This is a genomic window from Rhizobium sp. BK602 (assembly GCF_014195095.1).
Classification (GTDB): domain Bacteria; phylum Pseudomonadota; class Alphaproteobacteria; order Rhizobiales; family Rhizobiaceae; genus Rhizobium.
Map to the genome: position 1 here is coordinate 336,675 of NZ_JACIBC010000001.1, position 25,315 is coordinate 361,989.

Sequence of the window (25,315 nt, forward strand, 5' to 3'; positions counted from 1 at the left end):
GGACAGATCAGAAAAGGCGAAAAGTACATTCAATGAACTTGCGGGATATTGCCGGAAATGTATTTCCGGAGCTCAACGGACAGGTCGGCGGAACGCTTGGCGATCTTGAGATAACCGGCCTTTCGGCCGATAGCCGCAAGATTGCGCCGGGCATGGCTTTCGTCGCGGTCTCCGGCACCAAGGCGGATGGCGCGAGCTTCATCGCCGATGCCGTTGCGCGCGGTGCATCCGTCATCATCGCCGGCCCCGGAGCATCCGCTGCCGGCGTGCCAGTCCTGACGGTTGCCGAGCCACGCCGGTTTCTGGCCGTTGCCGCCTCACACTTCTATGGCAGGCAGCCGGAAACGATGGTCGCGGTGACCGGGACCGCCGGCAAGACCTCGGTCGCGTCGTTCACGCGGCAGATCTGGGCACATGCGGGCCATGCGGCCGCGATGATCGGCACGACCGGTGTCGTCTCTCCCACGCGTAATGATTACGGCTCGCTGACGACCCCCGACCCGGTGTCGCTGCACCAGCTGCTGGCCGAACTCGCCGGCGAAGGCGTCACCCACGCGGCGATGGAAGCCTCGAGCCATGGCCTGGATCAGTTCCGCCTCGATGGTGTCCGGCTGGCCGCCGCCGCCTTCACCAATCTCGGCCGCGACCATATGGATTACCATCCGACGGTCGAGGACTACATGGCCGCCAAGATGCGGCTGTTCCGGGATCTCTTGCCGAAAGGCTCGCCGGCCGTCATCTTTGCCGACGACCAATGGTCGCCGCAGGCCATCAGTGCCGCGCGTGACGCCGGGCAGGAGATCCGCACCGTCGGCCGCAAGGGCGATTTCCTGACGCTGAAGCGCGTCGAGCACTTCCGCCACAAGCAGATCGCCGAAGTCCATTTCGGCGACGATATATTCGAAGTCCATATTCCGCTCGCCGGCGACTTCCAGATCGCCAATGCGCTCGTCGCGACCGGTCTTGCCATATCCACGGGCGTTGCCGCCCCAGTCGCCATGGCGGCGCTGGAGAGGCTCGTCGGCGCTTCCGGCCGGCTGGAGCTTGTCGGCCATACCCACGACGGCGCGCTCGCCTACGTCGATTATGCCCACAAGCCGGATGCATTGGAAAACGTGTTGAATTCCGTGCGGCCGTTCACCACCGGCCGCATCATCGTCGTCTTCGGCTGCGGTGGCGACCGCGACCGCGGCAAGCGGCCGATCATGGGGGAAATTGCCTGCCGCCTGGCCGATGTGGTCATCGTCACCGACGACAATCCGCGTTCGGAAGAGCCGGCATCGATCCGCGCGGAGATCATGGCGGCGGCGCCCGGCGCCACCGAAATCGGCGATCGCGCCCAGGCGATCCGCGCAGCCGTGGGCATGTTGACATCCGGCGACACGTTGATCGTCGCCGGCAAGGGGCATGAGGAAGGTCAGACGATCGGCAGCGTCACGCTGCCCTTCTCGGACCATGCCGAATTGCGCAAAGCACTGGAGGAGGTAAAGTCTTGAGCTGGCTTTGGACAACTGAAGACATGATCGCCGCCATTGTGGGCCGTTCCTTCGGAGCGTTGCCTGAAGGCATTACGGGGATTTCCATCGATAGCCGTTCGATCAAGCCCGGCGAAGCGTTCTTCGCCATCAAGGGCGATCGTGTCGATGGCCATGATTACGCCAATCTGGCGATGGCGAACGGCGCGGCGCTGATCGTCATCAGCGAGGCGCGGCTGCCGGCGATGGGGCGGCTGACCGTGCCGAAGATCGTCGTCGATGATGTGCTGGCGGCACTCGGACGGCTGGGCGTTGCCGCCCGCGAGCGCACGCAGGCCAAGATCATCGCCGTCACCGGCTCGGTCGGCAAGACCACCACCAAGGAAATGCTGCGCCGGACGCTGTCGCCGTCGGGCAAGGTGCACGCCTCGGTCGCCTCCTTCAACAATCACTGGGGCGTGCCGCTGACATTGGCACGGATGCCGCAGGATACGGATTTCGGAATTTTCGAGATCGGCATGAACCATCCCGAAGAGATCCGGCCGCTTGTCAAGATGGTGCGCCCGGACGTGGCGATCGTCACGACGATCGCGCCGGCCCATCTCGGCAATTTCCGCAACATCACCGAGATCGCCGCCGCCAAGGCCGAGATTTTCGACGGCGTCGTGCCGGGCGGCCACGCCGTCCTCAATCGTGACAACGATCAGTTCGAACTGCTGGAGCACGCCGCCTTGGACGCCGGGGTCGAGCATATCCACAGCTTCGGCCAGCATGCCAAGGCGGATGTTCGTCTGGCCGAATTCAATGCGTCGGAGGAAAATTCGACGCTGTGGCTGACCATCGGCGGCGAGACGATGGAAGTGGCAATCGGCGCGCCCGGCCGGCACATCGCGGAGAACGCGCTGGCCGTGCTCGGCACGGTCATGCTCGTCGACGCCGATCTCGACAAGGCGGTCGAGGCGCTCGCGACGCTGCAGGCGGAAAAGGGCAGGGGCCAGCGCCACAAGCGCGCGATCGGCAACGGCTATTTCACGCTGATCGACGAAAGCTACAACGCCAATCCCGCATCCATGCGCGCGGCCATCGCGCTGCTGGCAACGACATCGCCCGATGCCAATGTCGGGAGCAGGGCGGGCAGGCGGATCGCCGTTCTCGGCGACATGCTGGAAATGGGGGACTATGCCCAGAGGGTGCATGCAAATCTTGCCGGACCGCTGCTCGCGGCCGGCATCGAGCATGTCTGGCTGGCGGGTCCGGAGATGGCGGCGCTGAGGGATGCGCTGCCGGAAAGCGTTTATGTCGAATACCGCGAGAAGACGGAGGAGCTCTCGGAATTCGTGCTCAATTCGGTCGCCCCAGGCGACGTCTTGATGGTGAAATCGTCGTTGGGGATGGGTTTCGGGAAGATCGTGGCAGCTTTGCTTGACAAGTTTCCAGCATTCTCCGACACGGGGCCACACTCCCATCAGGGGCTTTAGAAAGGGCTCTTATGCTGATCTGGCTTGCCGAACTGTCGGACCACGTTCATTTTTTCGCTACTCACTTCAGATTTCTCAATCTGTTCAGATACATCACGTTCCGTACCGGCGGCGCCTTGTTCACCTCGGCATTGTTCGTCTTCCTCTTCGGACCGCGAATCATCTCCTCCCTGCGCGTGCGCCAGGGCAAAGGACAGCCGATTCGCGCCGACGGACCGCAGACCCACTTCAAGAAAGCCGGCACGCCGACCATGGGCGGGCTGATGATTCTCGCCGGCATCGTCGTGTCGGCGCTGCTGTGGGCGGATCTCGCCAATGTCTATGTGGTCGCGACGCTGCTCGTGACCCTGGGCTTCGGCGCCATCGGCTTTTATGACGACTATCTCAAGGTGACGAAGCAGAGCGACAAGGGCTTTTCCGGCCGCGCCCGCCTTGGCATCGAGTTCATCATCGCCGCCATCGCCGTCTATTTCATGATGAACACGGCGCTGACCTCCGGTCCCGCCGGCTCGACCTTCGGTTCCTCCGTCGCCTTCCCGTTCTTCAAGAGCTTCATGATCAATCTCGGCATGTTCTTCGTGCTGTTCGGCGCCTTCGTCATCGTATCCGCCGGCAATGCGGTGAACCTGACGGATGGTCTCGACGGGCTTGCCATCGTGCCGGTCATGATCGCCGCGGCTTCCTTCGGCGTCATCTCCTACCTTGCGGGCAACTTCGTCTTCGCCGATTATCTGGCGATCAACTTCGTGCCTGGCACCGGTGAATTGGCCGTGGTCCTCGGCGCCGTCATCGGCGCCGGTCTCGGCTTCCTTTGGTTCAACGCGCCGCCGGCGGCAATCTTCATGGGCGATACCGGCTCCCTGGCGCTCGGCGGCCTGATCGGCTCGGTCGCCGTCGCCACCAAGCATGAGATCGTCATGGCAATCATCGGCGGCCTGTTCGTGCTCGAGGCGCTGTCCGTCATCATCCAGGTCGGCTTCTTCAAGATGACCAAGCGTCGCGTCTTCCTGATGGCGCCGATCCATCACCACTTCGAGAAGAAGGGCTGGACGGAGAGCCAGGTTGTCGTGCGCTTCTGGATCGTTGCGGTCATCCTGGCGATGATCGGCCTCTCCACCCTGAAGCTGCGGTGAGGCGACGATGATCCCTGTCACCACGCTCAAGGGAAAGAAGGTCGCGCTCTTCGGCCTCGGCGGTTCCGGTTTTGCCACCGCGCGGGCGCTTGTCGCCGGCGGCGCGGAAGTGACCGCATGGGACGACAATCCCGACAGCGTGGGGAAGGCGGCGGCGGAGGGAATTCCGGTTGCCGACCTCAGGGGGATCGACTGGAGCGGGCTGTCGGCTTTCGTGCTGGCGCCCGGCGTGCCGCTGACGCATCCGAGGCCGCATTGGACCGTCGATCTTGCTCATGCCGCAGGTGTCGAGATCATCGGCGACGTCGAGCTCTTCGTCCGCGAGCGGCGGGCGCACGCGCCGGATTGCCCTTTCATCGCCATTACCGGCACCAACGGCAAATCCACCACGACGGCGCTGATCGCCCATATCCTGCAATCGAGCGGACGTGACACGCAGCTCGGCGGCAATATTGGCACGGCGATCCTGACGCTGGAACCGCCGAAGACGGAGCGGTATTTCGTCGTCGAATGCTCCTCCTACCAGATCGATCTTGCGCCGACGCTCGATCCTTCCGCCGGCATCCTGCTCAATCTGACTCCGGATCATCTCGACCGGCACGGCACGATGCAGCACTACGCCGATATCAAGGAGCGGCTGGTAGCCGGCAGCGGCGTTGCCGTCGTCGGCGTCGATGACAGCTATTCCGCTGTGATCGCCGATCGTATCGAGCGGGCGGGCGGCAAGGTGGTCCGCATCTCGCGCCGGCATGAGCTGATCGATGGGCTCTATGCCAAGGGCAGCCGCATCATCCAGGCGTCGACCTGCGCGATAGCGGAGATCGCCGATCTCGACGGCATCCAGACCTTGCGCGGCAGCCACAATGCACAGAATGCGGCGGCGGCCATCGCCGCCTGCCTTGCGGTTGGCGTTTCCGGCGAGGAAATTCGCGCCGGGCTGAAATCCTTCCCCGGCCTGAAGCATCGGATGCAGCCGGTCGGGCGGCGGGGCCGCGTCGTCTTCGTCAATGATTCCAAGGCGACCAATGCCGATGCCGCCGCGCCGGCTCTTTCCAGCTACGACCATATCTACTGGATCGCCGGCGGCCTGCCGAAAGAGGGCGGCATCACGACGCTGGCGCCGCTCTTTCCGCGTATCGCCAAGGCCTATCTGATCGGTGAGGCGGCGCCCGCTTTCGCGGCGACGCTTGGCGAACAGGTGCCCTACGAGATTTCCGGCACGCTGGAGCGGGCGGTCGCCCATGCGGCAGCCGAGGCGGAGAAAGACGGGCACGAGACGGTGGCGGTGATGCTGTCACCGGCTTGCGCAAGCTTCGATCAGTACAAGAATTTCGAGGTCAGGGGTGACGCTTTCGTCAGCCATGTGGCTGCGATCGAGGGTGTCACCATGCTGATCGGTTCAGCAACAGGAGGCAAATGATATGGTAAGCCGCGTTGAGCGTGGGGCCTTGGCCGATTGGTTCTGGACCATCGACCGTGTGTTCCTGGCATTGTTCGTCCTGCTGATCGGTATCGGTTTCATGCTCTCCTTCGCGGCCTCACCCGCGGTTGCCGAGCGCATCGGGCTCGAACCCTTCCACTTCGTCAAGCGTCATGCCCTGTTTCTCGTTCCGGCCATCGCGACGATGATCGGCATTTCCTTCATGACGCCGCGGCAGGTGCGGCGGACGGCGGTCATTCTGCTGATCGTGTCGCTGGCGATGATGCTGTTCGCCTTGTTCTTCGGCATCGAGGTCAAGGGCTCAAGGCGCTGGGTCAACATCGCCTCGCTGTCCGTCCAGCCCTCGGAATTCATGAAGCCGGCCTTCGTCGTCGTCTGTGCCTGGCTGTTTGCCGAACATGCGCGCCAGCCGGAAATTCCGGGCAATCTCTTCGCCATCATCCTGTTCGGCATCGTCGCAGCGCTGCTCGTCGCCCAGCCCGACCTTGGCCAGACCATTCTGACGACGGCGGTCTGGGGCGGCATGTTCTTCATGGCCGGCATGCCCTGGCTGTGGATTTCGGTGCTCGGCGGCCTCGGTGCCGGCGGGTTCGTGGCGGCCTATTACGTCTTTCCCCACGTGGCGCTCCGCGTCGACAAGTTCCTGACCGGCGAGGGCGACACATTCCAGGTCGATACCGCCAAGGAAGCGATCATCCATGGCAACTGGTTCGGCGTCGGTCCGGGCGAGGGGATCGTCAAGCGCATCATTCCGGACGCCCATACCGACTTCATCTTCTCCGTGGCGGCCGAGGAATTCGGTGCCGTCTTCTGCATGGTGCTGGTCCTGATCTTCGCTTTCCTCGTGCTGCGCGGCCTGTCGCATGCCTATAAGGAAAAGAACGATTTCAACCGTTTTGCCGTTGCGGGCCTGGTGCTGCAGATCGGTATCCAGTCGATCATCAATGTCGGCGTGAACCTGCAGCTTCTTCCGGCGAAAGGCATGACGCTGCCGCTCATTTCCTATGGCGGCTCGTCTATGACCGCCATCTGCGTGACCGCTGGCTTTATCCTGGCACTGACGCGCCATCGGCCGGAAAAGCGGGCGCAGGACCGCAGCCTCTTCCGCGTGACGCATGGACTGCCGGCGGAGTGATCACTTTGGGCCCGACTATTCCTCGTTTCCAGTCTCCGGCTTTCAGCCATTCTCCATTCGCTTTCGCGAAGGTGGCGGTCTATGAAGGAAGCATGACGGGCTTCGATGACGCAGCCGCGGCGGCTTCCTATATTAGGGAGATGCCCCGCGTAGAGGGGTATTCGCGGGAGCGAAGATTATGAGTAAAGGCATTATCCTGCTTGCCGCCGGCGGAACCGGCGGCCATGTATTTCCGGCGGAGGCACTGGCCTACAAGCTGAAGGAGCGCGGCTATTCCGTGCACCTCGTCACCGACAGCCGCGCCGAGCGTTATGCGGGCAAGTTTCCGGCCGACGAGATCCATGTGGTGCCGTCGGCAACGATCGGCTCGAAGAACCCGCTCAAGGTCGCGAAGTCGTTGTGGACCTTGTGGACCGGTATCCGCGCCGCGCGCCGGCTGATCCGCACCATCAAGCCGCTCTGCGTCGTCGGCTTCGGCGGTTATCCGACCGTGCCGCCGCTGCTGGCCGCCACCCGCATGGGTGTACCGGCGATGATCCACGAGCAGAATGCCGTGATGGGCCGCGCCAACAAGGCGCTCGCCGCGCGTGTGCAGGCGATTGCAGGCGGCTTCCTGCCGGAAAAGGGCGGAGCCTTTCCCGAGAAGACGGTGACGACCGGCAATCCGGTGCGTCCGGCGGTCATCGAGGCTGCCAGGCAGCCTTATGTTCCCTCGGTTCCGGATGATCCCTTCAATCTGGTCGTCTTCGGCGGCAGCCAGGGTGCGCAATATTTCTCGAAGGCGGTGCCGACGGCGGTCAGCCTTCTGGAGGAGCCGCTGCGCAAGCGTCTGCGGATCACGCAGCAGGTGCGTCCTGAGGATATGGAAACCGTCAATAGCTGCACGAGGAAGCTGGACATGGGGGCGGAGATCGCGCCTTTCTTCAGCGACATGGCGGAGCGTATCGGCGCGGCCCATCTGGTGCTCTGCCGTTCCGGTGCGTCGACGGTATCCGAACTGGCCGTCATCGGCCGCCCGGCAATCCTCGTGCCCTATCCCTATGCTCTCGATCACGACCAGGCGGCCAATGCGGCGGCGCTCGCCGCCACCGGTGGCGTCAAGGTCATTCCGCAGGCCGAGCTCACGCCGGAGAAGCTTTCGACCATTCTTCGCGGCGCGATGACGATGCCGGAGAAGCTGGCGAAGATGGCGGCAGCCGCCAAACAGGCCGGCAAGCCGGACGCTGCAAGCTTGCTTGCCGATATGGTTGAGGCTATTGCCGCAAAACGTTCAATTCAAGACTTCAAGGGGGCAGGCGTATGAAGCTGCCGAAGGCCATCGGCCTTGTGCATTTTATCGGGATCGGCGGGATCGGCATGAGCGGCATCGCCGAGGTGCTGCATAATCTCGGTCATCGCGTCCAGGGGTCCGACCAGTCGGAGAGCGCCAATGTCCAGCGGCTGCGCGACAAGGGTATTCCCGTCCATATCGGTCACAAGGCGGAAAATCTCGGCGACGCCGAGGTCGTGGTTGTTTCCACAGCCATCAAGAAGAGCAATCCGGAGCTCGTGGCCGCGCGCGAAAAGCTGCTGCCGGTGGTGCGCCGCGCCGAGATGCTCGCCGAGCTGATGCGCTTCCGCAATGCCATCGCCATCGGCGGTACGCATGGCAAGACGACGACCACCTCGCTGGTGGCGACGCTGCTCGAAGCCGGTGGTCTTGATCCCACGGTCATCAATGGCGGCATCATCAATGCCTACGGCACCAATGCCCGCATGGGCGAGGGCGAGTGGATGGTGGTCGAGGCGGATGAATCCGACGGCACCTTCCTGAAGCTGCCCGCCGATGTCGCCGTCGTCACCAATATCGATCCGGAGCATCTCGACCACTACGGCAATTTCGATGCCGTGCGCGCCGCGTTCCGGCAGTTTGTCGAGAACGTGCCCTTCTACGGTTTCGGCGTCATGTGCATCGATCATCCGGAGGTGCAGTCGCTCGTGGGACGCATCGAGGATCGCAAGATCGTCACCTATGGCGAGAACCCGCAGGCCGATGTGCGTTTCTCCAATGTCCGCATCGACGGCACGCGTTCGCTGTTCGATATAGAAATCCGCAGACGTCGCACCGGCAAGGTGATCCAGATCAAGGATCTCGTCATGCCGATGCCCGGCCGCCACAATATTTCCAACGCCACGGCCGCGATCGCCGTCGCCAACCGGCTTGGCATTTCCAATGAGGCCATCGCCAAGGGGCTTGCCTCCTTCGGCGGCGTCAAGCGTCGCTTCACGCTGACCGGCGAATGGAACGAGGTCAAGGTCTTCGACGATTACGGCCATCATCCCGTCGAGATCAAGGCGGTCTTGAAGGCGGCGCGCGAGGCATGCAAGGGGCGGATCATCGCCGTCCATCAGCCGCATCGCTATACGCGCCTGGCGAGCCTGTTCGAGGAATTCGCGGCCTGCTTCAACGATGCCGACAGTATTTTGCTGGCGCCGGTATACGCCGCCGGCGAGGATCCCATCGAAGGTGCGGATTCGCAGACACTGGTGTCGCGCATCAAGGCTGGCGGTCATCGCGATGCGCGCTATATGCCGTCTCAGGAAGCGCTCGCCCCCATGATTGGGGAGATTGCGCGACCGGGTGATTTTGTGGTTTTGTTGGGGGCTGGCAGTATCACATATTGGGCAGCGTCATTGCCAAAGGAATTGGAAGGCCTCTCGGGTAAGTCCGCATGAAACAGGTAAATGGGGAAAAGCTTCTGGCGTCGCTCGGCGACGGTGTAAAAAATATCAGAGGCCGGCTGACGCCGGATGCTCCGATGGATCGCGTAACGTGGTTCCGCGCCGGCGGATTGGCGGAGCTGATGTTCCAGCCGCATGATACGGACGATCTGATCGAATTTCTGAAGATCTTGCCGCAAGAGGTACCGCTGACCGTGGTCGGCGTGGGATCGAACATCCTGGTGCGCGATGGCGGGATTCCCGGCGTGGTCCTCAGGCTCTCGGCCAAGGGTTTCGGCTCGGTCGAGCTTGCCGGCGAGAACCGCATCCTGGCCGGAGCCATCTGCCCGGACAAGCATGTTGCAGCCATGGCCATGGACAACGGCATCGGCGGCTTTCACTTCTACTACGGCATTCCGGGCGGTATCGGCGGTGCGGCCCGTATGAATGCCGGCGCCAACGGCGCGGAGACACGCGATCGAGTCGTCGAGGTGCATGCGGTCGACCGCAAGGGCGTCAAGCATGTGCTGACCAACGAGCAGATGGGGTATACCTATCGCCATTCGGCGGCGGCGGACGACCTGATCTTCACCCATGTCCTGTTCGAGGGCTATCCCGAGGATCGAGCCAAGATTCGGGCTGAAATGGATGCGGTGCGCGCCCATCGCGAAACGGTGCAGCCGATCCGCGAAAAGACCGGTGGTTCGACCTTCAAGAATCCGGATGGCCTGTCCGCCTGGAAGCTGATCGACGAAGCGGGCTGCCGCGGTCTCGTCATCGGTGGGGCGCAGATGTCGTCGCTGCATTGCAACTTCATGATCAACATGGAGCAGGCGACGGGCTACGACCTCGAATATCTCGGCGAGCAGGTTCGCCGCGAGGTGTTCGAGAAGTCCGGCGTCAAGCTGGAATGGGAGATCAAGCGTCTTGGCGTCTTCATGCCCGGCCGCGAGGTTCGTCCCTTCCAGGGCGTGACCACGGAATAGAATTGCTCCGCAGTCTTCCAAGCTCATGTTTTGATTCAAGAAAAAAGGCCGGGTTTTGCTCGGCCTTTTCAATTGCTTATGACGAGATTCTCAGACTTCCTCGTTGCCCGACAGCAGGATGCCGATGAGCGAGAGTGCCGCCGCTGCCGCCAGATAGTAGCCGACATAGACCAGGCCATAGGTCGATGCGAGCCAGGTGGCGATGTAGGGAGCGAGCGAAGCGCCGACGATGCCGCCGAGATTGAAGGTCATCGAGGCGCCGGTGTAGCGCACCGCCGTCGGGAAGGGGGCGGCAAGCGCTGCTCCGATCGGGCCGTAGGTGAAGCCCATCAATGCCAGGCCGATGATCGAGCAAGCGAAGGCACCAGCAAGGCCGGCACTCAGCAGCGACGCATAGAAGAAGCCGAAGACCAGGATGCCGACGGTCGTCAGGATCAGGATCAACCGGCGTGAATAGCGATCCGACAACAGACCCGAGATCGGGATCGTCAAGCCGAAGAAGACCACGCCGACGAGCTGGACGACCAGGAACTGGCCCTGCGAATAGCCGAGACCCAGCGGCAGGGGGCCGTTGCCGGGGGCACGGGTGCCCCAGCTCAGCGTAAATGCCGTCATCAGATAGAAGAGCACGAAGGTCGAGACTGCGATGATGGTGCCGAGTATCAGGCTGCGGAAATGCGAGCGGAAAATCTCGACGATCGGGACGGAGACGCGCTCCGCCTTTTCGATGGCGCGACGGAATTCCGGCGTTTCGGTGATCTTCAGGCGGACATAGAGGCCGACGACGACCAGCAGCAGGCTGAGCACGAAGGGAACGCGCCAGCCATGGTTGAGGAAAGCTTCGTCCGACATGCTTTCGCGCAGGATCAGGAAAAGGCCGGCAGACAGGATGAAGCCGATGGGTGCGCCGAGCTGCGGGAACATCGCATACCAGGTGCGCTTGCCCTCCGGCGCGTTCTCCGTGGCGAGCAGCACCGCGCCGCCCCATTCGCCGCCGAGACCGAGGCCCTGGCCGAGGCGGCAAAACGCCAGCAGGATGGGCGCGAGCACGCCGATCGACTCATAGGTCGGCAGGAGGCCGATCACGACCGTCGAGAGCCCCATGGTCATCAGCGCCGCCACCAGCGTTGCCTTGCGTCCGACCTTGTCGCCGAAATGGCCGAAGATCATGGCCCCGATGGGGCGGGCAAAGAAGGCGATGGAAAAGGTCGCGAAGGACTGCAGCGTTGCCGAGGTCGGATCGCTGGCGGGGAAGAACAGCTTCGGGAAGACGAGAACCGCCGCCGTTGCATAAACATAGAAGTCGAAAAATTCGATTGTCGTGCCGATCAGGCTCGCGATCAGAACGCGCGCCGGGGAATTCGCAACAACGCTGTTCGATGACGAGGGGGTCGGCGATGAGGGGGATATCGCGTCAGTCATGGGCCTACCAATTTAGATGATGCTAAGGTTCGCTTAGCGGATAGCGTGTGTCCCCTAGCGTAATTTTTGTTCGACGCAAACGTTTAAAAAGCAAGGAATCAATAAATGCGTGTTATTATTTAGGCGTACTCGTTGAGTCGCGAGCAATTAAGTGAGTGTTTGCCGTTTTTGTAGGCATCCAACCGGCGGGTTGGGCAAGACTCTGATTTTTTCGTAAATGGCTGACTTTCGCTTTTGGTTGAGGGCAAAGGAGAAGGGGTTCATGCAGAAGAAGCTTATTGCGGAGTTTCTTGGGACGTTCTGGCTTGTATTCGGCGGCTGCGGAAGTGCGATCTTTGCCGCCGCGTTTCCAAGCCTCGGTATCGGTTTTCTCGGCGTAGCTTTCGCATTCGGGCTGACCGTGCTCACCATGGCCTATGCGGTCGGCGGTGTGTCGGGCGGTCATTTCAATCCGGCGGTTTCCGTCGGACTTACGGTTGCCGGCCGCTTGCCGGCTTCGCAGCTTATACCCTACATTGTCGCCCAGGTGGTCGGCGCCATTGCGGCGGCGGCGGTGCTTTACCTGATCGCAAGCGGCAAGGCTGATTTCCAGCTTGGCGGTTTTGCTGCGAATGGTTACGGCGAGCATTCGCCGGGCGGCTATCCCCTGGTTTCGGCGCTGGTGGCCGAGATCGTGCTGACATTGTTCTTCCTGGTGGTGATTCTCGGTTCGACCAGCAGCAAGGTGCCGGCGGGTTTCGCGCCGATCGCCATCGGTCTCGCGCTGACGCTGATCCATCTGATCTCGATCCCGATCACCAATACGTCGGTCAATCCGGCCCGTTCGACGGGTCAGGCCTTGTTCGTCGGCGGCTGGGCTCTGCAGCAGCTTTGGCTGTTCTGGGTTGCTCCGATCGTCGGTGGAGCGATCGGCGGACTCGTCTGGAAACTGGTTGACGATCAGGACTAAAACAGGGGTTCCAAACCCTTGAAAAGGCCCGCGCCGGCAAGCCCGGCGCGGGCCTATTTGTTTAAAAAAATCTAAAGGCGGATATTTCCGTCGTAGCAACTCTATGATTCTAATGGCAGAATTCTTTAGGTCGATTTGATTCGAACCAATGGATCGTGACGGGACCGACAGGAAGTTAACGAAAGTAAACGCTTCATTAACCTTAATGTCGTTCTAATCGGGTCAGAGAAGACGGTGCGAGAATCGCTGTCAGGCGAGTCGAGCGAGCGTCGAGAGAAGATGGTGAGTTTGGGGGTATTGATGGGTGCCAAGCATGTGGCTGTCCTTATGGGCGGATTTTCCTCGGAAAGGCCGGTCAGCCTTTCCTCGGGAAAAGCATGTGCTGATGCCCTCGAGGCTGAAGGCTATCGGGTCACGCGCGTCGATGTCGAGCGCGACGTGTCCGCGCGCCTTGCCGAACTGAAGCCCGATGTCGTTTTCAATGCCTTGCATGGGCCTTTCGGTGAAGACGGCACCATTCAGGGCATTCTCGAGTATCTGCAGATTCCCTACACCCATTCCGGCGTGCTTGCCTCGGCGCTTGCGATGGATAAGGCGCGTGCCAAGACGGTTGCCGCTGCGGCCGACATCCCTGTCGCTGCTTCGCGCGTTCTCGATCGCTTTGCAATTGCCGGCGAGCATCCGATGAAGCCGCCCTATGTCGTCAAGCCCGTGCGGGAAGGGTCGAGCTTCGGCGTCGTCATCGTCAAGGAAGATCAGGCGCATCCGCCGCAGATCGTCGCGTCGTCGGAGTGGCGTTACGGCGACGAGGTCATGGTCGAGCGTTACGTCCATGGTCGCGAGCTGACCTGCGGTGTCATGGGCGACGTGGCGCTTGGCGTCACGGAGATCGTGCCGCTGGGTCACAGCTTCTACGACTATGATTCCAAATATGCCAAGGGTGGTTCAAAACACGTCATCCCGGCGGAAATTTCACCGAATCTTTACCAAAAGATACAAATATTAGCGTTAAGGGCGCATCAAGCTATCGGCTGCCGTGGTGTCAGTCGGTCTGACTTTCGTTATGACGATCGCTTCTCCGAAGAGGGTGAACTTATCTGGTTGGAAATCAACACTCAGCCGGGCATGACGCCTACCTCGCTGTTGCCTGAAATGGCCGCTCATGCCGGCTACTCTTTTGGTGAATTTCTCCGGTGGATGGTGGAGGACGCGTCTTGTTCTCGCTGACGATCAAAAATTTCAGGCGATCCCGCCACCGTGTCCCGCTCGCGATCGATGATGTCGAGGATGCATTCGTATTGCCGCGTCCGATGCGTCGTGTCGTGCGTTTTCTGGTGAGTCTCGGCTCCGGTCGCGTCAATATCCCTGCGCATACGGGCACGATTTCGACCGTTGCGCTGTTTGCGGCGACTGGCCTTTACGGCATGTCGATCGGCGGTCATACGCAGGATGTCGCGCAGGCGACAACCTCGGCTGCGGGCTTCGCCATCGAGGATGTGAAGGTCTCCGGCAACGATCAGACGTCGGAAATCGAAATCCTGCAGCTTCTCGGCCTTGACGGCACGACCTCGCTCGTGGCGTTGGACGCCGATGCGGCGCGCCAGAAGATCTCGAATTTGCCCTGGGTCGAGAATGTCGAGGTCCGCAAGGTCTATCCGAAGGCCATCGAGGTGAAGCTCACCGAGCGCAAGGCCTATGCGATCTGGCAGCACGGTTCTGAGCTGTCGCTGATCCAGAAGGATGGCAGCGTGATCGCGCCGTTGCGCGACAACAAGTTCGCCAAGCTGCCGCTTTTCGTCGGCCGCGATGCCGAGGCGGCTGCCGCGTCGATCGATGACGAATTCGCCAAATGGCCGGATGTTCGCAGCCATGTGAAGGCCTTCGTGCGTGTCGCCGGCCGTCGCTGGGATCTCTATCTCGACAATGGCGTGATCATCAAATTGCCGGAAGACAACATCGATGGCGCGCTGGCGCGCCTGACCAAGCTCGATCGGGATCAGAGCCTGCTGCAGCGCGATATCGCCGCAGTGGATCTTCGTCTCGACGATCGCACGGCCATTGAATTGACCCCGGACGCAGTGGTTCGCCGTCAGGCGGCGCTGGATGCAAGAACCAAGGCTTTGAAGAAGGCAGGGCAGGATACATGAGCTTGTTCAGTTCGTCCCATTTCGGTCTGCCGCGTCTGAAGCCGCTGTCTTCCAAGCGGTCGCATATCGTATCGGTCCTCGATATCGGCTCGACGAAGGTCGTCTGCATGATCGGACGCCTGACGCCACGCGAGGAAAGCCAGGTGCTTCCGAACCGCACGCACAATATCGAGATCATCGGCATCGGCCATCAGCGCTCCCGCGGCATCAAGACCGGCGTGATCGCCGATCTCGACGCGCTGGAAAACGTCGTTCGTCTCTCGGTCGATGCGGCCGAGCGCATGGCCGGCCTCACCGTCGACAGCCTGATCGTCAATGTTTCCGCCGGCCGTCTCGGCAGCGATATCTATACGGCCACCGTCGATCTCGGCGGTCAGGAGGTCGAGGCCAACGACCTGAAGAAGGTGCTGGCTGCTGCGTGCCAGCAGTCGCTCCGCCAGGAACGGGCCATTCTGCATTCGCTGGCCACCGGCTATTCGCTCGATGGCGAACGCGGCATTCGCGATCCGCTGGCGATGTTCGGCGATGAGCTGGGCGTCGACATGCACGTCGTCACCGCCGAGCGCGCTGCGCTCCGCAATCTCGAACTTTGCATCAACCGTGCGCATCTTTCGGTCGAGGGCATGGTGGCGACGCCCTATGCCAGCGGTCTTGCGGCTCTCGTCGACGACGAAGTCGAGCTCGGCTGCGCCGCCATCGACATGGGCGGTGGCACGACGACGATCTCGGTCTTTGCCGAAGGCAAGCTGGTGCACACCGATGCCGTCAGCCTTGGCGGTCATCACGTCACCACCGACCTTGCCCGCGGTCTTTCGACCCGCATCGAGGACGCCGAGCGGCTGAAGGTGGTGCATGCCTCCGCGCTCGCCAATTCCTCGGAAGAGCGCGAACTGATTGCCATTCCGCCGATTGGCGAGGATGAGCGCGACCAGCCGACGCAGGTGCCGAAGGCACTGGTGTCGCGCATCGTCAGAGCCCGCATCGAAGAGACGCTGGAGCTGATCCGCGATCGCATCCAGCGTTCGGGCTTCAGCCCGATCGTCGGCAAGCGCGTCGTGCTCACCGGCGGCGCCAGCCAGCTGACCGGCCTGCCGGATGTCGCGCGGCGTATCCTTGCCCGTAACGTCCGCATCGGCCGCCCGATGGGCGTATCCGGCCTGCCGACGGCGGCCAAGGGCCCGGCCTTTTCGACGGCCGTGGGATTGATGATCTATCCGCAGGTCGCGGACATGGAGACACATGCGGCGGGCAGCGGTCTGCTCTCGTCGCTTGGAGGTAACAACAGCCGCATCGGCCGCGTCGGCCAGTGGCTGAAGGAGAGTTTCTGAGTGCCTGATCCCGGATCGCGACAAGCGCTTTCCGGGCAGGGGTCAGGCGAGTGAAATATAGTGAATTGGCCGGCGTGGCGATGCGGCCATAAAGAGAAGGAACGGGTACAATGACTATCAAGCTGCATAAGCCAGATATCACCGAGCTGAAGCCGCGGATCACCGTGTTCGGTGTCGGTGGTGGTGGCGGCAATGCCGTCAACAACATGATCACGGCAGGCTTGCAGGGCGTCGATTTCGTCGTCGCCAACACGGATGCGCAGGCGTTGACGATGACGAAGGCGGAGCGGATCATCCAGCTCGGCGTCAACGTCACCGAGGGCCTCGGCGCCGGTTCGCAGCCGGAAGTCGGCCGCGCCGCCGCTGAAGAGTGCATCGACGAGATCATCGATCACCTGAACGGCACGCATATGTGCTTCGTCACCGCCGGCATGGGCGGCGGCACGGGCACGGGTGCAGCGCCGGTCGTCGCACAGGCCGCCCGCAACAAGGGCATCCTGACCGTCGGCGTGGTCACCAAGCCGTTCCATTTCGAAGGCGGTCGCCGCATGCGTCTCGCCGAGATGGGCATCCAGGAACTGCAGAAGTCGGTCGATACGCTGATCGTCATTCCGAACCAGAACCTGTTCCGTATCGCCAACGACAAGACGACCTTCGCAGATGCCTTCTCGATGGCTGACCAGGTTCTCTATTCGGGCGTTGCCTGCATCACCGACCTGATGGTGAAGGAAGGTCTCATCAACCTCGACTTCGCCGACGTCCGTTCGGTCATGCGCGAAATGGGCCGCGCCATGATGGGCACGGGCGAAGCCTCCGGCCAGGGCCGCGCCATGCAGGCCGCCGAGGCCGCCATTGCCAACCCGCTGCTCGACGAAACCTCGATGAAGGGTGCGCAGGGCCTGCTGATCTCGATCACCGGCGGCCGTGACCTTACCCTGTTCGAAGTCGACGAAGCTGCGACCCGCATCCGCGAGGAAGTCGATCCGGACGCCAACATCATCCTCGGCGCCACCTTCGACGAATCGCTGGAAGGCATCATCCGCGTCTCCGTCGTCGCAACGGGTATCGACCGCGCGCTCAACGAAGCCGCCGACAAGACGATGGAATTCCGTCCGGTCGCGAAGCCGGCTATCCGTCCTTCCGCGGCCGCCGCTCCGGCAGCGGCCGCAGCTCAGCCTGCCCATGTCGCGCAGGCCCATATCGCCCAGGCTCCTGTGGCGCAGGCTCCCCGAGCCGTCGATCCGATCGCCCAGACCATCCGCATGGCGGAAGCCGACATGGAGCGCGAGCTGGAAATCCAGATGGGTGCCCGCCAGGCTCCGGTTCAGCAGCCGGTCGCCCAGCAGGCCGCCGCTCAGGAGGATATTTTCCGTCCTCAGAGCCGCATCTTTGCTGCCGCACCGGAAGCTCAGCCGGTCCGTCAGGCTCCGGTTCAGCCGGCGCCCGTCATGCATCAGCAGCCCGTGATGCAGCAGCCGGTTCGTCAGGAACCCGTCGTCCGTCAGGCTCCGGAGCAGGTCCGCATGCCGAAGGTCGAGGATTTCCCGCCGGTCGTTCAGGCCGAAATGGAACATCGCGCTCAGCCGGTTGCCGCTCAGGCTGCCGAAGAGCGTGGTCCGATGGGGCTGCTCAAGCGGATCACCAATTCGCTCGGCCGCCGCGACGAGGACCCGGCCTTCAACGACATGACGGCTGCGGCACCGGCCGCTGCTCCGCAGCAGCAGCGCCGCGCACCGTCGCCGGAGGCCAGCCTCTACGCACCGCGTCGTGGCCAGCTCGACGATCAGGGCCGTCAGGTTCCGCAGGCCCGCATGGCAAGCCAGGAAGACGATCAGCTCGAAATCCCGGCCTTCCTGCGTCGTCAGTCGAACTGATCCGCAATAGGGCGGCCTTTTAATAGGTTGCTAACCATATTTGGTGAATCCGGGGCATTCGTGCCCCGGATTTTGTTATTTCGGTGCTGTCTTTAATTCTAAAATTACCTAGCAAAATCAAACATCTGCTTTCGTAACAAAGCGAAAGAAACAGTGATTTGGAATGCGATGTTCCGGCGCGTATGTAGGTAGCAAGCGAGCCTGCGGAATCGCACCCGGCAATAAATTGCATGTGGCTTTCCGTGGCGTAGACAACAGACTGAACCGGCAATGAGGGCAGGGTCCAAAGCAGGCCGCCCGATCTGGGTCAGATAGACGAAGGCAGAATTTATATGGCAATTGGATTGCTGGGTTTTCAGACCACCATTGCAAATCCCGTGACACTTTCGGGCATCGGCGTTCATTCCGGCGCTGACGTATCGATCACCTTCTATCCGGCCGAAGCCGGCACGGGCGTCATCTTCCAGCGCATGCACGACAATGGCGACGTGACCGAGCTGCGCGCCGTGTCCTCGCAGGTCGGCAACACCGATCTCTGCACCGTCCTCGGCTTTTCCCCGGCGCGCTCCGTCGCGACGGTCGAGCATGTCATGGCGGCGATCTACGCGATGGGCCTGGACAACGTCATCGTCGAGGTTTCCGGCGCGGAAATGCCGATCATGGACGGCAGCTCCTATCCCTTCATCGAGGCGATCGAGCAGGTCGGCATCGTTTCCCTCGGCGTCAAGCGCCGCTATATCCGCGTTACCAAGCCGGTTCGCATCGAAGCCGGCGGCTCCTGGTGCGAGTTCCGTCCCTATGACGGCACGCGCTTCGAAGTCGAGATCGATTTCGACTGCCCGCTGATCGGCCGCCAGAAGTGGGAAGGCGACCTGACCGCCGAGACCTTCAAGCGGGAGCTGTCGCGCGCCCGTACCTTCGGTTTCATGCGTGATGTCGAGCGCCTCTGGGCGTCCGGTCATGCGCTCGGTTCCTCGCTCGAGAACTCGGTCGTCATCTCCGACGACAACACGGTGATCAATGTCGAAGGCCTGCGCTATGCCAAGGACGAATTCGTCCGTCATAAGACGCTGGATGCTGTCGGCGATCTGGCGCTGGCTGGCGCCCAGTTCATCGGTTGCTACCGCTCCTATCGCGGTGGTCACCGCATGAATGCGAATGCGCTGAAGGCGTTGCTGAGCGATCCCACCGCCTATGACGTCGTCGAGACTTCCGCGCCGCGCCAGCGTGCGCACAGCCGTGATTTCGTCACGGTCAATGCTCCTGAATTCGCTCCCTGGTCGGCGTGACCTCCAGAAATCCAGAGAGCAAAGTTGCCGCTCCCGAAAGGGGGCGGCTCTTTTTTTGAGAGGAGATTCGCGGTCGGGGCCGCAGAGCCAGCCGCGATATGGCGTTCAGACGCTTGCGAGGAGAAATCTCTTGTCAATACAGAGGTTAAAGCCTGCGATCAGGCGGTCTTTGCCACAAAAATGCGTTAATGCATCATCATTGCGTTGCCCTGATGGTGTTTTTACGGCTAGAAACGCCAGCGAGAAGAACGCCGTATCCGCAACAACGGCTAGTGGGACAGTCATCCGATGGGTTTTGCAAGGTCTGAAAGCATGAAGATTACAGCACGGGCGTTGCTCGTATCGCTTCTCCTGGCCGGTACCGGTGCGGTGGTAACGGGATGCAATACGGACAAGGATATCGACATCACCAAGTTGGGCGTCGAAACCGATCCGCCGGAAACCCTCTATAATCAGGGCCTTGCCAACATCAAGGCCGGAAACATGGCGGAAGCCGGACGCAAGTTCGACGCCATCAACCAGCAGCAGCCCTTCTCCGAATGGGCGCGCAAGGCGCTGGTCATGAGCACCTTCGTCAAATACCGCACTGGCCGCTATGACGAGGCCGTGCAGTCGGGCAATAGCTACCTCAAGCAATATCCCGGCTCGGCGGATGCCGATTACGTCCAGTATCTCGTCGGTTCGTCCTATGCCAAGCAGATCATGGACGTGACGCAGGATCAGCGTGCCGCGCAGCAGACGATCGAGGCGATGAACAAGGTCGTCACCAACTATCCGAGCTCGCAATACGTCAGCGACGCGCAGGCCAAGATTCGCTTTGCCCGCGATCAGCTGGCCGGCAAGGAAATGCAGGTCGGCCGCTATTATCTCGAACGCAAGGATTACCTCGCGGCCATCGCGCGCTTCCGTGTCGTTGTCGAGCAATACCCGACGACGAATCAGATCGAAGAGGCTTTGGCGCGTCTGGTCGAGGCCTATTATGCCATGGGCATCGTCCAGGAAGCCCAGACGGCCGCGGCCGTGCTCGGCCACAATTATCCGGATAGCCGCTGGTATGCCGACTCATATAAGCTCCTGAAGACCGGCGGTGTCGAACCCAGCGAAAATGCAGGCTCCTGGATTTCGAAGGCAGGTAAGAAACTTCTTCTTGGGACGTGAGATTGAGCGCGCATGCTGACCCAGCTTTCGATCCGCGATATCGTTCTGATCGAGCGGCTGGATCTTGCCTTTGAGACCGGTCTGTCGGTTCTGACTGGCGAAACGGGTGCGGGTAAATCCATCTTGCTCGACAGCCTGTCGCTGGCCCTTGGTGGGCGCGGCGACGGCGGTCTCGTGCGTCATGGCGAGGATCGCGGCCAGGTAACGGCCGTGTTCGATGTCGACATGAAGCATGCCGCCCGCAAGCTTCTGCGCGAGAACGGCATAGACGATGACGGCGATCTGATTTTTCGCCGCACGCAGTCCGCCGACGGGCGCACCAAGGCTTTCGTCAACGATCAACCCCTCAGCGTTCAACTGATGCGCCAGGTCGGCCAGCTGCTGGTCGAAATCCACGGACAGCATGACGACCGTGCCCTGGTTGATACGGATGCGCATCGCATGCTGCTCGACGCCTTCGCCGGCATTGGCGAGGAAACGCAGGCGCTCGGACGTCTTCATAAGGTCTGGCGCGATACGGAGCGGACGCTCAGGAAGCAGCGGGACCAAGTGGAAAATGCGGCCCGCGAGGCCGATTATCTGCGCGCCGCCGTCGAGGAATTGGAAAAACTGTCGCCGCAGGATGGCGAAGAGGACGAGCTGGCCGAGAAACGCTCGCGGATGATGAAGGCTGAGCGGATTGCGGGCGATATTGCTGAGGCGTCCGAATTCCTGAACGGCAATGCCTCTCCCGTGCCGCATATCGCCTCGCTGGTGCGCCGCCTGGAGCGCAAGAGCCATGAGGCGCCGGGTCTGCTCGAAGACACGGTGGCCTTGCTCGATGCGGCGCTGGACCAGCTTTCCAATGCGCAGATGGAAGTGGAAGCGGCGCTACGAAAGACCGAATACGATCCGCGCGAACTGGAGCGCGTCGAAGAGCGGCTTTTCGCGCTGCGTGCCGCCTCGCGCAAATATTCCGTGCCGGTCACCGAACTGCCGGCGCTGGCCGAGAAAATGGTCGCCGATCTCGCCGATCTCGATGCCGGCGAGGAGCGGCTGGCGCGACTGGATGCCGAGTTGGCGGTTGCCAAGGCCGCCTATGACGCCGCAGCGCGCAGCCTTTCCGAGAAACGCCATCATGCCGGCGAAGCGCTTGCCGCCGCCGTCATGGCCGAGCTGCCGGCGCTGAAGCTGGAGCGGGCGCGCTTCATGGTGGAAATTACGACGGACGCCGAAGAGGCAACCGCCGACGGGATCGACACGATCGAGTTCCATGTGCAAACGAACCCCGGCACCCGGCCCGGTCCGATCACCAAGGTCGCTTCCGGCGGCGAGCTGTCGCGCTTTCTGCTGGCGCTCAAGGTGGCGTTGGCCGATCGCGGCTCCGCTCCGACCCTGGTCTTCGATGAAATCGACACCGGTGTGGGCGGCGCTGTGGCCGACGCCATCGGCCAGCGGCTGAAGCGGCTTTCGGAGCGGGTGCAGGTGCTTTCCGTCACGCATGCGCCGCAGGTCGCCGCGCGCGCCGCGACGCATCTTCTGATTTCCAAGGGTCCAATCGCCGCCGGCTCGGAGAAGATCTCCACCCGCGTCGCCACCATGGCGCCGACCGACCGCACCGAGGAAATCGCCCGCATGCTCGCCGGCGCATCGGTCACCGAGGAGGCGAGGGCGGCCGCCAAGCGGCTGTTGGCGGGCAACGGCTGAAAAGCTTAGGTCTCACCCTCTCCACTTCCCATTCCCCGATTTTTCACTAAAACATCTCGGAAATCCGGGAGTGCGAATCCATGAGCAGCGAACAGAAGCCTGTCGATGATCTGACCGAGGAAGAGGCGGCCGCGGCGCTTGCCTATCTGGCCGCCGAGATTGCGCGCAATGATGCGCTTTATCACGGGCAGGACGCGCCGGAAATTTCGGATGCGGACTATGATGCGCTGAAGCGGCGCAACGACGCGATCGAGGCCCGCTTCCCGGCGCTCGTTCGCGCTGACAGCCCGTCGCGACGGGTTGGCGCAGCGCCGTCGGAAACCTTCGCGCCGGTCGTGCATGCGCGGCCGATGCTGTCGCTCGACAATACCTTCTCGCAGGAGGACGTGCAGGATTTTGTCGCCAGCGTCTATCGCTTCCTTGGCCGGCTGCCCGATCAATCGATCGCCTTTACCGCTGAGCCGAAAATCGATGGGCTGTCCATGTCTATCCGTTACGAGAACGGCCGCATGGTGAATGCGGCAACGCGTGGCGACGGGACGACCGGCGAGAATGTCACCGCCAATATCCGTACCATCAAGGAGATCCCGCAGACTTTGCCGCCAGGCGCGCCAGCGGTCGTCGAGGTGCGCGGCGAGGTCTATATGGCCAAGAGCGATTTCCTGGCGCTGAACGCGCAGATGGAGGCGGAGGGCAAGCAGACCTATGTCAATCCGCGCAACACCGCGGCCGGCTCGCTGCGTCAGCTCGACGCGAAGGTCACGGCCAGCCGCAAGCTCAAATTCTTCGCCTATGCCTGGGGTGAGATGTCCGACATGCCGGCGGATACGCAGTTCGGCATGGTGCAGACGTTCGGGGAATGGGGTTTCCCGGTCAACCCGCTGATGAAGCGGCTGAATTCTGTTGCCGATATTCTCGCCCATTACGACGAGATCGGTCTGCAGCGCCCGGACCTCGATTATGACATCGACGGCGTCGTCTACAAGGTCGACAGTCTGGAATTACGGGCGCGTCTCGGCTTCCGGTCGCGCTCGCCGCGCTGGGCGACGGCGCATAAGTTTCCCGCCGAGCAGGCATTCACGCGACTTGTCGATATCGACATCCAGGTTGGCCGCACTGGCGCGCTGACGCCGGTGGCGCGGCTCGAGCCGATCACTGTCGGCGGTGTGGTGGTGACCAATGCGACGCTGCACAATGCCGATTACATCAAGGGGATCGGCAACAAGGGCGAACCGATCCGCGACGGCCGCGATATCCGCGTCGGCGACATGGTGATCGTGCAGCGCGCCGGCGACGTCATTCCGCAGATCGTCGATGTCGTGCTCGAGAAGCGCGACGCTTCGAGCGTCGCCTATGAATTTCCGAAAACCTGCCCGGTTTGCGGCAGCCATGCGGTGCGCGATATCAATGAGAAGACCGGCAAGGTCGATGCGGTGACGCGCTGCACCGGCGGCTTCATCTGCCGGGCGCAGGCGACCGAGCATCTGAAGCATTTCGTGTCGCGCAATGCTTTCGATATCGAGGGGCTTGGTTCCAAGCAGATCGATTTCTTCTTCGAAAGCGAAGATCCGGCGCTGCAGGTGCGCACCGCGCCGGACATATTCACCCTGGAGAAGCGCCAGCAATCCTCGCTGACGAAGCTCGAAAACATCGATGGTTTCGGCAAGGTCAGCGTTTCCAAGCTCTATGCCGCCATCAACGAACGTCGCGACATCGCGTTGCACCGCTTCATCTTTGCGCTCGGCATTCGTCATGTCGGCGAGACCACGGCGAAGCTTCTGGCGCGCTCCTACGGCACTTACGATGCTTTCGAGACGGCGATGAAGGAAGCTGCCCCGCTGGCCGGTGATGCCTGGAACGATCTCAACAATATCGAGGGCATCGGCGAAGTGGTCGCCCGCGCCGTCGTCGAATTCTACAAGGAGCCGCGCAATGTCGAGGTGATCTCGCGGCTCCTCGAAGAGGTGCGTCCGCAGGAGGCGGAACAGCCGGCAACCTCGGACAGCCCCGTCGTCGGCAAGACCGTGGTCTTCACCGGTTCGCTGGAGAAATTCACCCGCGACGAGGCCAAGGCCAGGGCCGAAAGCCTTGGTGCCAAGGTCTCCGGTTCGGTCTCGAAAAAGACCGATATCGTTGTGGCCGGGCCGGGGGCTGGTTCGAAGCTTGACAAGGCTCGGGAGTTCAACGTGCAGGTCATGACCGAGGACGAGTGGCTGGCATTGATCGGGGGATAATGCGGCGGCGGCAAATCGATGAATTTGCCGCCTGTTGCGTTCATATCCTCAGCCGGGCCATCGCGAAGGCATCGACATATTCGCCGTTGCGAAAGGCAAAGGCCTTGTGTCTTCCTTCGGTCTCGAAGCCGAATTTTTCGTAGAGCCGGATTGCGGGCGCGTTGTCGACATAGACGGTCAGTTCCAGCCGCTTGATCGCCAGCCAGTTGTCGGCGGCATCCACGAGGGCGCCAAGCAGCGCCGAGCCGACGCCACGGCCGGTGAAATCGTCATGAACGCCCATGCCGAGATGGCCGGTATGGATCTGCCGGCCGGAATGGCGGCGCAGGCCGGCATTGCCGATGATCCGGCCGTCGAGAACGGCAACGAGGTTGATGGCATCGGGGTTGGGTTTTTCCAGCCATTGCCGGGTATCCTCGATGCTTTGAAAAGGCAGGCGTAGCGTGCCGGCGCGAAAGCCGGGCAGGTTGGCGATCGTCGCGATCCCTTCGGCATCGGCGGGGCGCGCGGCACGGATCTCTACCGTTCCGGCACTGCTGCCGGATCGTCGCTCATTCGGATCTTCCTGTTCGGAATTCATAGGCTCTCCTTGATGTTGGGGAGGAGAGCGAAGGTTCAACCCTGCTCGCCTCGGCAGGGTTGAAGGGGATCGCAGTCAGCTTAACGCAATGCCGCTCCCACTCGCCCTGCAAGGGGTGAGGTGGTGAGAATATGCATCGTGGTGGCGCGGTTTGCGATCATGCGGACAGCTTCCCGTGCTTTTGCTGCGAAGTCAACAGGCTTGCGGTGCCGCGCCAGACGTCGGCTTCAGCCTATCCCGGCGAGCCGCGCGTAAGGCGTGGGGATTCAAGCATTCTCCTCTCTTGCATCCCTCCGGCGC

At 62.1% G+C, this 25,315-nt stretch carries 19 protein-coding genes; 17 read left to right on the forward strand and 2 right to left on the reverse strand.

Annotated features, from left to right (window positions below; all coding sequences use genetic code 11):
- Positions 1-32: 32 nt before the first annotated feature.
- The 8 genes from FHX11_RS01655 (at position 33) to murB (ending at position 10,348) form a co-directional block, all read left to right on the forward strand.
- Positions 33-1,496, forward strand: coding sequence for a UDP-N-acetylmuramoyl-L-alanyl-D-glutamate--2,6-diaminopimelate ligase (locus FHX11_RS01655; RefSeq protein WP_184354405.1), 1,464 nt, complete (start codon positions 33-35; stop codon positions 1,494-1,496).
- Complete coding sequence (locus FHX11_RS01660; RefSeq protein WP_184354407.1) at positions 1,493-2,953, forward strand: UDP-N-acetylmuramoylalanyl-D-glutamyl-2,6-diaminopimelate--D-alanyl-D-alanine ligase; 1,461 nt, start codon at positions 1,493-1,495, stop codon at positions 2,951-2,953. The genes FHX11_RS01655 and FHX11_RS01660 overlap by 4 nt, the downstream gene beginning before the upstream one ends.
- An 11-nt stretch (positions 2,954-2,964) precedes the next feature.
- Complete coding sequence (gene mraY / locus FHX11_RS01665; RefSeq protein WP_184354409.1) at positions 2,965-4,086, forward strand: phospho-N-acetylmuramoyl-pentapeptide-transferase; 1,122 nt, start codon at positions 2,965-2,967, stop codon at positions 4,084-4,086.
- Positions 4,087-4,093: 7 nt separating this feature from the next.
- Positions 4,094-5,506 (forward strand): UDP-N-acetylmuramoyl-L-alanine--D-glutamate ligase, encoded by a 1,413-nt coding sequence (gene murD / locus FHX11_RS01670; RefSeq protein ID WP_184354411.1) that lies wholly within the window; start codon positions 4,094-4,096, stop codon positions 5,504-5,506.
- A 1-nt stretch (position 5,507) separates the two neighbouring features.
- A complete protein-coding gene (gene ftsW, locus FHX11_RS01675; RefSeq protein WP_184354413.1) occupies positions 5,508-6,662 on the forward strand; it encodes a putative lipid II flippase FtsW in 1,155 nt (384 codons plus the stop codon).
- A gap of 178 nt (positions 6,663-6,840) precedes the next feature.
- Positions 6,841-7,965 (forward strand): undecaprenyldiphospho-muramoylpentapeptide beta-N-acetylglucosaminyltransferase, encoded by a 1,125-nt coding sequence (gene murG, locus FHX11_RS01680; RefSeq protein WP_184354415.1) that lies wholly within the window; start codon positions 6,841-6,843, stop codon positions 7,963-7,965.
- Complete coding sequence (murC, locus tag FHX11_RS01685) at positions 7,962-9,377, forward strand: UDP-N-acetylmuramate--L-alanine ligase (protein WP_184354417.1); 1,416 nt, start codon at positions 7,962-7,964, stop codon at positions 9,375-9,377. Before murG ends, murC begins: the two co-directional genes overlap by 4 nt.
- The gene (murB, locus tag FHX11_RS01690) at positions 9,374-10,348 is read left to right on the forward strand and encodes a UDP-N-acetylmuramate dehydrogenase (protein WP_184354419.1); all 975 of its coding nucleotides are present in this window, start codon (positions 9,374-9,376) and stop codon (positions 10,346-10,348) included. The genes murC and murB overlap by 4 nt, the downstream gene beginning before the upstream one ends.
- 90 nt (positions 10,349-10,438) lie before the next feature.
- Here the strand turns inward: murB and FHX11_RS01695 are convergent, their stop codons facing one another.
- Positions 10,439-11,770 carry an MFS transporter gene (locus tag FHX11_RS01695; protein ID WP_184354421.1) on the reverse strand — a complete coding sequence of 444 codons (1,332 nt, stop codon included), beginning with the start codon at positions 11,768-11,770 and terminating at the stop codon, positions 10,439-10,441.
- A 262-nt stretch (positions 11,771-12,032) separates the two neighbouring features.
- Here FHX11_RS01695 and aqpZ point away from each other — a divergent pair, with 262 nt between their 5' ends.
- The 9 genes from aqpZ to ligA all read left to right on the forward strand — a co-directional run bounded on the left by aqpZ (position 12,033) and on the right by ligA (position 24,435).
- Entirely contained in the window at positions 12,033-12,719 is a 687-nt protein-coding gene (aqpZ, locus tag FHX11_RS01700) for an aquaporin Z (RefSeq protein WP_184354423.1), read from the forward strand.
- A gap of 300 nt (positions 12,720-13,019) precedes the next feature.
- Entirely contained in the window at positions 13,020-13,946 is a 927-nt protein-coding gene (locus FHX11_RS01705; RefSeq protein WP_184354425.1) for a D-alanine--D-alanine ligase, read from the forward strand.
- 83 nt (positions 13,947-14,029) lie between these two features.
- Positions 14,030-14,866 carry a cell division protein FtsQ/DivIB gene (locus FHX11_RS01710; protein ID WP_184355754.1) on the forward strand — a complete coding sequence of 279 codons (837 nt, stop codon included), beginning with the start codon at positions 14,030-14,032 and terminating at the stop codon, positions 14,864-14,866.
- Positions 14,863-16,194, forward strand: a complete 1,332-nt coding sequence (gene ftsA, locus FHX11_RS01715) for a cell division protein FtsA (protein WP_184354427.1) — start codon at positions 14,863-14,865, stop codon at positions 16,192-16,194. The genes FHX11_RS01710 and ftsA overlap by 4 nt, the downstream gene beginning before the upstream one ends.
- A gap of 110 nt (positions 16,195-16,304) precedes the next feature.
- On the forward strand, positions 16,305-18,068 hold the full coding sequence (ftsZ, locus tag FHX11_RS01720) for a cell division protein FtsZ (RefSeq protein WP_184354429.1): 1,764 nt from the start codon (positions 16,305-16,307) through the stop codon (positions 18,066-18,068).
- Between the two features lie 332 nt (positions 18,069-18,400).
- A complete protein-coding gene (gene lpxC, locus FHX11_RS01725; protein ID WP_184354431.1) occupies positions 18,401-19,357 on the forward strand; it encodes a UDP-3-O-acyl-N-acetylglucosamine deacetylase in 957 nt (318 codons plus the stop codon).
- Positions 19,358-19,645: 288 nt separating this feature from the next.
- Positions 19,646-20,515 carry an outer membrane protein assembly factor BamD gene (locus tag FHX11_RS01730; protein ID WP_184354433.1) on the forward strand — a complete coding sequence of 290 codons (870 nt, stop codon included), beginning with the start codon at positions 19,646-19,648 and terminating at the stop codon, positions 20,513-20,515.
- A gap of 12 nt (positions 20,516-20,527) precedes the next feature.
- Positions 20,528-22,201, forward strand: coding sequence for a DNA repair protein RecN (gene recN / locus FHX11_RS01735; protein ID WP_184354435.1), 1,674 nt, complete (start codon positions 20,528-20,530; stop codon positions 22,199-22,201).
- Positions 22,202-22,281: 80 nt separating this feature from the next.
- Entirely contained in the window at positions 22,282-24,435 is a 2,154-nt protein-coding gene (gene ligA, locus FHX11_RS01740; protein WP_184354437.1) for an NAD-dependent DNA ligase LigA, read from the forward strand.
- Positions 24,436-24,475: 40 nt separating this feature from the next.
- Here the strand turns inward: ligA and FHX11_RS01745 are convergent, their stop codons facing one another.
- Positions 24,476-25,015 carry a GNAT family N-acetyltransferase gene (locus FHX11_RS01745; RefSeq protein ID WP_184354439.1) on the reverse strand — a complete coding sequence of 180 codons (540 nt, stop codon included), beginning with the start codon at positions 25,013-25,015 and terminating at the stop codon, positions 24,476-24,478.
- Positions 25,016-25,315: the final 300 nt, after the last annotated feature.